This window comes from Halobiforma nitratireducens JCM 10879, from assembly GCF_000337895.1.
Taxonomy (GTDB): Archaea; Halobacteriota; Halobacteria; order Halobacteriales; family Natrialbaceae; genus Natronobacterium; species Natronobacterium nitratireducens.
This window is the reverse complement of the sequence record NZ_AOMA01000128.1, coordinates 53,764-63,674: the sequence shown is the minus strand read 5'-3', so window position 1 is coordinate 63,674 and position 9,911 is coordinate 53,764. Positions and strand designations below refer to the sequence as shown.

Below are 9,911 nucleotides of genomic sequence, written 5' to 3'. Positions count from 1 at the left end.
CAGCCGGTGGCCGGTCGTCGTATCGGTGGGAGTCTCGGAGTCGTCCGTGTCCGGTTGGGAGTCCGGCTCCGGTTTCGGCTCCAGTTCCGGTTCCCGGTCCGAACCCGTGGTCGGTTCCGGTCCCTCGACCGCGGCGTGGCGCAGGTACAGCTCGATTACCTCCCGCAGCCCGGCCCGCGTCCCGCGCAGTTTGTAGAGTTCGGGAGCGCGTGCCAGGTATTCGCGACGGGCGCTCTCGGGCCACTCGCGGTACTCGTCGGCCGCGAGCCACTCCTCGAGCCACGCCAGCGAATCGCTGGGAACGCCGTGTGGGTCGAAATACTGCGTGATCCCGTCGATCTCGGACTGGACGTCGACGAACGACGTCTCGAACACCGACAGAAACCGCTCGAGAAACGCCGCCGACCGATCGTCCTCCTGGTACAGCTCCGGCATGTAGCGGAGATACGACTGGCGCGGACAGTACGCCGTCACGGTATCGACGTGTGGCGATGCCGTCGGCGTTCCAACGAGTTCGAGGGCGACGTACAGGTACCGGCCGGTAGCGTTTCGCAGTAATACGTCGGGGTTGTCGGCCACTTCGGCGACGTTCCACTCGGACTCGGCGTGGGTCTCGAGGGCGTCGAACGCGGTTCGTTGCCAGCGCTTGACTGGTTCCGTCGACAGCGACTCGTGGCGCGCAGCGAGCCGCTCCGGAGCCGTCCGTATCAGTTCGAGCCCGGAGGAGACGCCGATCCCCTGTAGCACCGCCGGGGCGTCCGCCGGGTCGAACTGCGTCTGCGTCCAGTTCGCCGGCGTCTCGTTCCGGCGCTTCCGTTCCGCGGACCGCTCGGACCCGCGGTTTCGTGTTGCTGGTCGATCGGACTCCCCCGGCGAACCGGACCCGTCGACCGGCAACAACGGCTCGTCGGTCGCGTAATACCGAAGTCGAACCCTGGTGTTCGGGGGGAACCGGGCGAGATCGACGACGAGTCGATGCCACTCGAGCTGGTCGCTCCCGCCGTCGTACCGGGTCACCGCGAGGCCGGCGTGAGTGTCGCCATCGGGACGCTCGAGATACTCGATGCGTTCGGTCAGCGAGAAACACCGGTCTTGGGCATCGACCGCGTAAAACGATCGGCGGCCGTCGTCCGATACGCGGCCGACGAGCGTCTCGATCGCTCCCGCGTTCTCGAGGGTGGTGAGACGGGAGAACTGTGCCGTTTCGGGTTCGAACTCGAAGAGGGCGTGTTCGTCTCCGGATTTACAGCGGCCAGCGATGACCAGCGAGGGGCCGGCGATCGCGATCGCTGTCGGGGTAAACGGCGTCTCGGCGGCGAAATCGTCCCCTGCGAGCAGTTTCTCACTCGTGGGATCGTCCTGGTCGGTACGGATTCGCCACAGTTCGTGCTCGTCTTCGTCTTCCGCTTCCGCTTCGTTTTCGTCTTCGGCCGTCGTTATCACCGCCACACCGTCCGGCGATGTCGCGACATCGACGGTCGGTTTCGACGACCGGCTCGCTTCTTGTTCGTCGCCGCGGATCGAGACGATCGTTCCCGACGAATCGAGGGCGTAGAGCGTCCCCCGTTCGGAGATCAGCTTTCTCGGGTCGGCCACGAGCGTCTCGAACGTTTCGATCTCACGCCGCGTTTCGGGATCGACCGCAGTGATCACTCCGTCCCCATCGATCACGAACACGCGAGACCCGCTCGTCGTGATCGATCGTGGGTCCCACTCGCCCCGGGGGGTACCGTCGATCACCAGTTCCCGAGTGTCGCTCGTTTCTTCGTATCGATACACTGCGCCGTCCTGGGTCAGCAAATAGCGCACGCCCGCCCGATCGGCGGTGACGTCGACGATCGAGTCGTCGATCGTTCGCGACCGAACCGCCGTCGTCTCCCGCAGGGCAACGCCGCCGTCGGTGATCCGAACGTTTCGCAGTCCCCAGTCGCGCCAGTCCGACTCGCTCGTCGTAACCGTGTACGAAAACGTCACAGTTGCCCTCCGTGTCGCGTTGTCGTCTCCATCTCGACTGTCACACGTTCGACGGTGAACAACGCCGTCTCGTCGATCGTGATCTCGTCGCCGCTTGCCGTTCCGCCGTGGGCGGTAACCGACAGGTCGGACACCTGCGCGACCGCATCGACTTCCGCGATCACCTCCCGTAACTCGTCGCGACTCAGGGAACGACCGAGCGGCCATCCATCGCCGTCGAACCCGGAGAGGGGATGCAGGTACGACTCGACTGCGTCGGTGATCGCCGTTTCGAATCCGCTGTGAGCGTACTGCCGGCGGACCCGGCCACCGACCGTGATCTCGAGGCGGACGTACTGCGGGCCGACGACCTCGACGCGGTCGGTCAGCAGCGTCCGCTCTCGGAGGAAGTCACGGACGGTATCGAGAAACGCCTCGCTCGGGGTTGGGCTCGGAACGTCGGCCGGCGCGTACGGGATCACGATCACGGTCGCGTCGGTCTCGTCGACATCGACGTGCGTACGGCCCATTCTGAGGCCCGGAGTTCGTTCGGCGAGCTGTCGATAATCCCCCGCAGTGACCGCACGGGCCGGCCGGTCGAGATCGCGCCTGACGCGGTTCAGTGCCTCCGTCACCGTTTCGGCGTCGCTCCCGCCGGTGGCGGGTCCAAGCGGCGTGACATCGATCGACGCCGCGGAGACGGTGGCGTCGAAATCCGATCCCGGGTCCGTGAGTTGCCAACTCGCCGCCGGAGAGACGTTGCCGCGTTCGCCACCGCCGTAGACGTAGTCGGCGGTGACCGTCGCGCCGGTCGGCAGTGCCGTCCCGTTGATACCGTCGCCGAACGTGACGCGTCCCGTTTCGCGATCGAGGACGTACTGTCGATCGTCCGGACCGGAGGCGTCGAAGTCGGGGACTTCGGTGTAGCGTTCGCCATTCACGGAAATCGTCGCCGAGAGCACCGGACTGTGTTCGAACCGGTAGGTCTCGTTGTCGAACGATCGAGCGGTCCTCGATCCTGCAGTGCCCGACAGAGGGGTCAACTGCTCGTTCTCGACGCGAGCGGCGTGGGTCGCGGTAACGACGTTGGGCCGGATACTGTCGATCTGGGGCGGGATTTCGTACCCAGGAGTCTCGACGCGACAGCGAATCCAGCCGACTGCAGCGTCCGGAACCCGCGAGGGAAGCGAGAGGGTTTCGGTCCCGGAGCCGGACTCCCGCTCCCGTGGCTGCTCGGCGGTAGCGAGGTCGATCAGTCCACCCTGGTACAGCGAGTCGGTCCCGTCGTCGAGCACTCGGAGTCGCTCCCAGCGGCCATCGCGGTATCGTTCCCACGCGAGTTCGACCGACGGTTCGAACGTCGGATGGTCGCCGTGCTCGGGCGGGTCCGCCGGCTCCGGCAAGTCGTCGTCGTGATACGCGACCGACAGCGTAAGACGGTCCGACTCGGCGAACGGGTCCCGATCGAAGCCGAGATAGAGCGCGTCGGTTTCGTCGACTTCCCGACCGAACGGCCGATAGTACGTTTCCGACGCTGCGTTCGCCTCGCTGTGATCGCTCACCGCGCCTGCATCACCGATGACCGCCTCGACGGACGCGTTCGACAGCACGACATCACTGTCCGTCTCGAACCGATACCGTTCGTCGACGCCGTCGGTCACGGTGAGTCGGGCTCCCGCTGGGAGCCGCTGGCCGACGAGCGCGTCGGGAACGTCGAGCGCGACCGTCGCCGTCGCCGGTGTCGGCGGCCGTTGCTGGTACCCGACCAACTGCAAGTACTTGCGTCTGTGCTCGTCAGTAATCTGATCGAGTTGATAGGTATGCGTCTCCGTCAGCCAGGCGAGCACCTCCAGAATCGTCACTCCCGGGTCGTGTGGATTGAGATCCGTCCACTCGTCCGAGTACGCCGGGATCAGTTTTTTCGCCTGCTCGAGCAACTCTTCGTACTCCCTGTCGTCTAACTCGGGTAGATCGAGTCCCATCCTTAGTCCTCCGGCATCGTAACTGAGAGTCGGTGTGGTCCGCGACAGACCAGCGTACTGTTCAGAAGCGATCCCACTCCGCCGCGGCCGGTCAGCGGCCGCCGCTCGCCGCCGATCGAAACCGTCGCTTCGAGTTCCGAGACGGCTCTCACTCCGTCGACGTCCGCGACGACGTCGATGAGCGAATCCCGCGTAGGCAGTGTCGCGAACGGCCATCCCGAGCCGTCGTTGCCCGTCAGTGGGTGTAGATACGCGTCGAGTCGTTCTTCGATCGTCGATTTTAGCAGCGAGACGCTTTCGACTCCCTGCGTTCGCACCGTCGCGTCGACCGCGAGTTCGCTGTAGTTCGGTCCGCGAACGACGACATCCCGGTTCTCGTCCGCGACCAGCGACGCCGGCGCACGGTCGTACAGCGTCCGGCGGACCTGGTGTTTCAGCGCCATCGACGGAACGGGCTGTTCCCGCCGCGCGTCCGGGACGATATACACGATCACGCCGTCCTCGGCATCGGCCACGCAGGTAACACGCCCCAACTCGGGGAACGCGGCCTTCGCAACCTGCTCGTAGTCACGCGCCGTCACCGCCCGCCCGCGGTGTCGCAGGGTGTTCGTCGCCCGCGAGACCATCCGCTCTGTCGACTCGACGTCCGTGCCACCGTTTGCCGATATCGGATTCGTGACGGAGTCGACCAGCGCGATCGAACTCTTGAGGTCCGTGATCGTCTCCGGATCGACATTTCCGTCACTCCCACCGCCGGTCGTATACGTTGCTTTGACGTTGTCCTGTCCGCTTGGCGGAATCTTGCCGGCATCGCCGTCGCCGAACTGCACCGTTCCCAGCGTCCGGTTGACCACGTAGTGGCGATCCTGTGGCCCCGACTCGAGAAAGTCGTCGACCGCCGTCCACTGGACCCAAAACGCCTTCAGTTCGCCGCGGGAGTCGTGCTCCTGTCTGACCGAGTCCGGCCGTTCCTCTACGAGACGCCGACGCTCGCCGGCGGACATGGTCTCGAGGGCGTCGACCCATAGATCGATATCGATCACCGGCGCGTGCGAGCACGCAAACGACTGGTCGTGGGAGCCGTCGCTCGAGCCGAGAACCTCGTCCTCGATCGTGATCTTGTTGTACGCCCACTGAGTATCAGGATAGACTCCCGACAGGAGGGGCGGACGGGTCGTTCGCTCCGTCGTCCTATCGGCCGGTGGCGTCGACTCACCACCGTGAGTAGAATCGAGCGTGTCACCATCTGAGTCGGCGTTTGCATCGGTGTCGCCGTTCGAACCCGAGCTGGTCGCGAACTCGTCTTTCGTCAGGCGAGCCCTGATCCAGTGTCGACTGCGACCGAACAACTCGACCGCGGCCGTTGGCGTCGGAAACGTCAGCGTGACGATCCCCCGTTCGGTCAGGCCGCCGGTCTGATCCCGAACGTCGAGTCGCTTCCAGGTCCCGTCCGCTCCAGCACAGTACTCCCACTGAACGCCGGGATCGAACTGCTCGGGATACGTCGCGTCGTCGATGACGAAAAAGAGCGTTATCGGCCCGTTCTCCAGGCGGTGGTCGAAGCCGAGATACAGCGTCTGCTCGTCGTCCGGAATGCCGACGAACGGTTCGAACTCGCCTGTCCGGCCCGACAGATCGGCGCTGTAGGTTCCATTGTTGTGTCGAACGACCGTATCGAACGAGAGGTCCGCACGATAGTTGACCGTGAGGTCTCCGTACACCGGTGGATCGTTGGTGTTTACGACCGACGGCGGCGTCGATCCGTCGGTCGACTCCAGCGATGGCTGGCCGTACGTCCCGCTGACCAGACGCGCACGAACCCAGACGCTGTCGTGTCCCGCAACCGTCGTCGGCTCGATATCGGGCGGAACTTCGAACCGCACGCGACCCGGGCTGCGAAACGCGTCGGTTCCGTCCGCGACGGACTCGAGTCGCGTCCATCCAGTCCCGTTCCAGTACTCCCAGGAGACCTCCGGCGGCCCGTCGAGGATACCCATGTTCACGTTCGATTCCGCTCCCGTACCCTCGAGACCGGGGATTCCATCGGACACCGCGTCGGTATCGGACACGCTCCCGGGGCTCTCGTCACCGGATTGGTCCATCCCGGTGCCGGTGCCAGTGCCGGTGCCGCTGTCGGCGTCGGCCTCCACTTCCGGCTCGTCGAACTCGAGTTCGACCGTTCCGCCCGGCTTGGTCAACGCCTCCTGGCAGGCGATAAAGAACGTCACCGGTGGGTGTGAGACCCGACCGAACGGACGAAACTCCTCGTCCTCGAGCGCGAGCGGAACGTCGTTCGACAGGAGCATGTCGGGCTCGAGGCCGCCGTCCCGGTCGTCGCTGGCCATACTGATCGACACCGAACGGACGGGCCACGTCGGCACTGCCGACTCGTCTCGCAGCGAGCAGCGCAACCACCGACCGTCGGTCCCGTTTACCTCGCGTACCGTCGGTTCGCCGGGAAGTCGGAAGCGCTGTTCGGCAACGTCGTCGCGGTCGGGCTTTCCGTTGCGCTCGTCCGCTGACCCCGTCTCGGAGTGGGCCTGCAACTGTTCCTGAAGCTCCCGTACGCCAGTCCCGTCGACGTCGGAATCGTCGTCGACGACGCGTTCGAGGGTGTGCCACCCGAGATCGCCGTCTTCGTCTTCGCCGTAGTACTCCCAGGTCGTCTCATCGAAGAAACGGGCAACGCCTTCCTGGGCGTCGATTCGGACAGTAACCGTCGAACCGGCCGCCACGTCGAGTGCGCGCTCGTTTTCCAGATACAGGGTGTGGGATTGTACCGACTCCCCTGTGAACAGCCGTTCCCGGTCTCCGCCCGGAAGTGATTCGTGATCGACGATCCGATCGTCGGTCGGATCGACGGCGACCACGTCCGTCAGCGACGCGGGCGTCGCCTCGAACCCCGAGTCCTGTGGGAGTTCGAACTGCTGTGTCTCTCCGTCCGCCGGGTCCGCAACCGCCGTCGTGCCGCCCGAGATCGGCACGTTTCGGTCGAGATCGCCGGACACCTCGAACGAGAGCGGAACCCGAGCCGCCTGTGGCGGTCGTCGGTCGAAATCGAGCGCATCGAGAAAGGCGAGGCGATGTTTTTCCGGCAGCTCGTTGAGTCGGTTCCGAACGTCCGCCTCGAACGACGAAAAGATACGGACCAGCGTCTGTCCGACATCACCCGTGTCGGGGTCCCAGTCCTCGGTGTATGCCCCGGCACGACGGCGCAACGTCTCGTACAACTCCTCTTGATCTCGGTCGTCGATGATCGGCTCGTTCCCCTTCATGCTGTGTCGTCACGATCAGCGCCCCGCCGGGGCGACGAACGCAGTCCCTCGAGCCCTGCATAACCCGCACCCGACGGCGCGTCCGACGAATTCACCCACCGTCCCGTCGTCCCCCCACGTTCGCTCATCCGTCACCTTCCGTGATGTGAAACGGATACACCATATTCGAGAGACTGTTCGTCGTCCGTACGTAGTATTCGATCTCGATCAGGATCTCGTTGGGGTCGTCGTCCGCCGTTCTGGCGTTGATATCCTCGATGTCGATGCGTGGCTCCCACCGAACCAGCGCCTCGCGGACGCTGCTCTCGATGAGGTTCAACGTCGCTGGCGACGCCGCCGAGTAGACGTGGTCGTGGATATCACAGCCGAACTCGGGACGCATGATGCGTTCGCCTTTCGCCGTTCCCAGGATGATCCTGATCGACTCGCGAATGTCCGCCTCCGCATCCGACGTCTCGATATCGCCGCGGTGGTCGGTCGTGACCGGATACTGCCAGCCGGTTCCGAGAAACTCCTCGGCCATGGTTAGTCGATGAGGACGGTCGGACAGCCCGCAACGATCTTGTTCGGTGGCCCGTTCTCGACGATCGTATCGCCGAGCCGTGCCGCCGGCATGCCGTTAATCAGGACTGTCGTGCTGCCGCCGGCCACTGGCCCACCGACGTGAGGGACTACCCCGGATGTCAGCGGGCAACTGTGGACATCGGCCAGCGCACGCCACGCCGGTCGGTTGCCGATGAAGACGTTCGGACTCCCTGTTCCTGTCAGTGGCGTTCCGTGAGCGGTCTGATCGCCAGTTCGTGCTGCGGGTTTCATAGGTTAGTTCAGTCGAATGATTGCGCCTTCGATCGTCAGCGGTCCCGTCGAGTCGATACTCATGATACCGCCGCTGTCGATGTCGACGTTCGCTTTGCCCGAAACGTCGACGGTGTTTTTGCTTTTGACATCGACTTTCGTGCCGCCGGTGATCTCGACGCTCTTGTCGCCGTCGATCGTGATGTTCTTCGCGGAGAGTTCGAGTTCGTCGCCGGCTTCGATCGCGACCGAATCGTCCGAGGAGTCGAGAACGATCTGGTTCGTCGCATCGTCGTCGCGAATCAGGATCGTCTCGTTGCTGTCGTCGTCGTCGATGACGATCTCGTGGCCGGCACTGGTCTCGATGGTAACGCTCCCGTCGTCGCCGTCCCGATCGTCGTCGAAGGTGATACGGTGATCGCTCCGGGTACGAATCTCGCGAACGTCGTTGTTGCCGTCGTTTTTCTGCGGCGGCGTCTGTTTGCCGTTCCACAGCGAGCCGATGACATAGGGTCGATGGATATCGCCGTTTTCGAACGCGACCAGGACCTCGTCGTCGACATCAGGCAGGAAATACGCACCGTACTCGTCGCCGGCCATCGGCGTCGCGATCCGGGCCCAGTAACTCTCGTCGTCGGCGTCACGCCACGGGAACTGCAGTTTGACGCGACCGAGGTCTTTCGGGTCTTCGTTGTCGGTGACGACACCGACGACGACGCCGTGCATGCCGCCTTCCGGTGTCTCACCGTCGAATACGCCCGGCTGACTCATGCTCCGACCTCCACTGCCTCGAACGTCGTCCGATAGCCGGCAGCACCCATCCGATGGGTCGCTTTGGTCACGTGGTAGACACTCGAGAACCGCTCGCCGAGTTCGACGAGTTCGACCGTTTCACCCGCACGGATTTCGGGGATGCCGTCGGCTTCGCCGTACCCGCGGACGACTTCGTCCGAGAACTGGTTGAGCTTCGTTTCCGCGATCCGTTCGGCTTCGTCGGGTGACATTGCTGGCACGCTGAATACCTCCTTGTGTTTCGCATCCGAACTGCCTGCAGTCTCTACGATTTCTTCCTTTCGTTCGACGTCCCACGACCTGATCTCGACCTCGTGGGTATCCCGACGATGTGAGATTTCGCCGGTGAAGTCGTGGAGGTCCTCGCCGTACCACAGCTCGGCGACCGGATCGTCCGAAACCGCCGAGGATCGCGGAACGAACTTCACCGTGTCCCGCTCGGCGTAGAATTCGAACCCGTACGTCTCCGCGAGGTCGTGAACGAACTGGTAATCGCTACAGCCGTTCTGGATGAGCTTTTCGCGTTCGATCTGTGCGCTCTCGACCTCGACCGACGAGAACGGGTACGACGAGAGCACGTCTTCGACGGCATTGCCGATCGTCGACTCCTCCCAGGAGTCCGATCGCGACCCCTGCATGGCCTCCCACAGGAGCCCGTACCCCGAAACCTGCACTTCGGGGCCGTGATCGACCGTGAACTCACCGGTGATCGACCTGATCTTCCCCGACAGAAGCGGCGTCAACTCTCCTTCGTCGCCGTACCCCATCGCGATCTCCACGTCGGTCCCGACCTCGAACTGGTCCCAGGACAACCCCGCGAACTCGTCGAGCTCTTCGTCGAACGGATAGTTGAGCCCGAACGAGAACCGGTCTGCACCCTCGAAAGAGGTCTCGACTACCAGGTCGGCGATCCGACCGCCGGGCTCCTGGAACTTCTGATCCCCGATCATCACTTTGAACCGGGGAGAGTATCGCGGATGGTTGTCGACATCGTAGCTCACGCGCTCTCACCTCCGCAGTCTCGGTCGTCGGAGCGACCACTCTGGACGCGAGCAACCCCGGTGTTCGAAGCCCGGGGTGAAGAGTGCGGACAGCGTTTGCGGCGTGGAATCCC

7 protein-coding genes are annotated in these 9,911 nt (G+C 64.2%); all 7 read right to left on the bottom strand.

The window, feature by feature from the left end:
- Positions 1 to 1,974, bottom strand: a 1,974-nt coding sequence (locus tag C446_RS13050) for a phage tail protein (protein WP_006673587.1), incomplete at its 3' end; no start/stop codon positions are given.
- Positions 1,971 to 3,935 (bottom strand): putative baseplate assembly protein, encoded by a 1,965-nt coding sequence (locus tag C446_RS13045; protein ID WP_006673586.1) that lies wholly within the window; start codon positions 3,933 to 3,935, stop codon positions 1,971 to 1,973. The genes C446_RS13050 and C446_RS13045, both read right to left, overlap by 4 nt.
- 2 nt (positions 3,936 to 3,937) lie before the next feature.
- Positions 3,938 to 7,210, bottom strand: coding sequence for a putative baseplate assembly protein (locus tag C446_RS13040; protein WP_006673585.1), 3,273 nt, complete (start codon positions 7,208 to 7,210; stop codon positions 3,938 to 3,940).
- A gap of 124 nt (positions 7,211 to 7,334) precedes the next feature.
- Positions 7,335 to 7,733 carry a GPW/gp25 family protein gene (locus tag C446_RS13035; RefSeq protein WP_006673584.1) on the bottom strand — a complete coding sequence of 133 codons (399 nt, stop codon included), beginning with the start codon at positions 7,731 to 7,733 and terminating at the stop codon, positions 7,335 to 7,337.
- A gap of 2 nt (positions 7,734 to 7,735) precedes the next feature.
- Positions 7,736 to 8,026 carry a PAAR domain-containing protein gene (locus C446_RS13030; RefSeq protein ID WP_049920222.1) on the bottom strand — a complete coding sequence of 97 codons (291 nt, stop codon included), beginning with the start codon at positions 8,024 to 8,026 and terminating at the stop codon, positions 7,736 to 7,738.
- A 3-nt stretch (positions 8,027 to 8,029) separates the two neighbouring features.
- Positions 8,030 to 8,776 carry a phage baseplate assembly protein V gene (locus C446_RS13025; RefSeq protein ID WP_006673582.1) on the bottom strand — a complete coding sequence of 249 codons (747 nt, stop codon included), beginning with the start codon at positions 8,774 to 8,776 and terminating at the stop codon, positions 8,030 to 8,032.
- The gene (locus C446_RS13020) at positions 8,773 to 9,798 is read right to left on the bottom strand and encodes a phage late control D family protein (RefSeq protein WP_006673581.1); all 1,026 of its coding nucleotides are present in this window, start codon (positions 9,796 to 9,798) and stop codon (positions 8,773 to 8,775) included. Before C446_RS13020 ends, C446_RS13025 begins: the two co-directional genes overlap by 4 nt.
- Positions 9,799 to 9,911: the final 113 nt, after the last annotated feature.

Coding starts and splice junctions, on each gene's coding strand:
- C446_RS13045 (WP_006673586.1), bottom strand. CDS start 3,935: ATGGGACTCGATCTACCCGAGTTAGACGACAGGGAGTACGAAGAGTTG.
- C446_RS13040 (WP_006673585.1), bottom strand. CDS start 7,210: ATGAAGGGGAACGAGCCGATCATCGACGACCGAGATCAAGAGGAGTTG.
- C446_RS13035 (WP_006673584.1), bottom strand. CDS start 7,733: ATGGCCGAGGAGTTTCTCGGAACCGGCTGGCAGTATCCGGTCACGACC.
- C446_RS13030 (WP_049920222.1), bottom strand. CDS start 8,026: ATGAAACCCGCAGCACGAACTGGCGATCAGACCGCTCACGGAACGCCA.
- C446_RS13025 (WP_006673582.1), bottom strand. CDS start 8,776: ATGAGTCAGCCGGGCGTATTCGACGGTGAGACACCGGAAGGCGGCATG.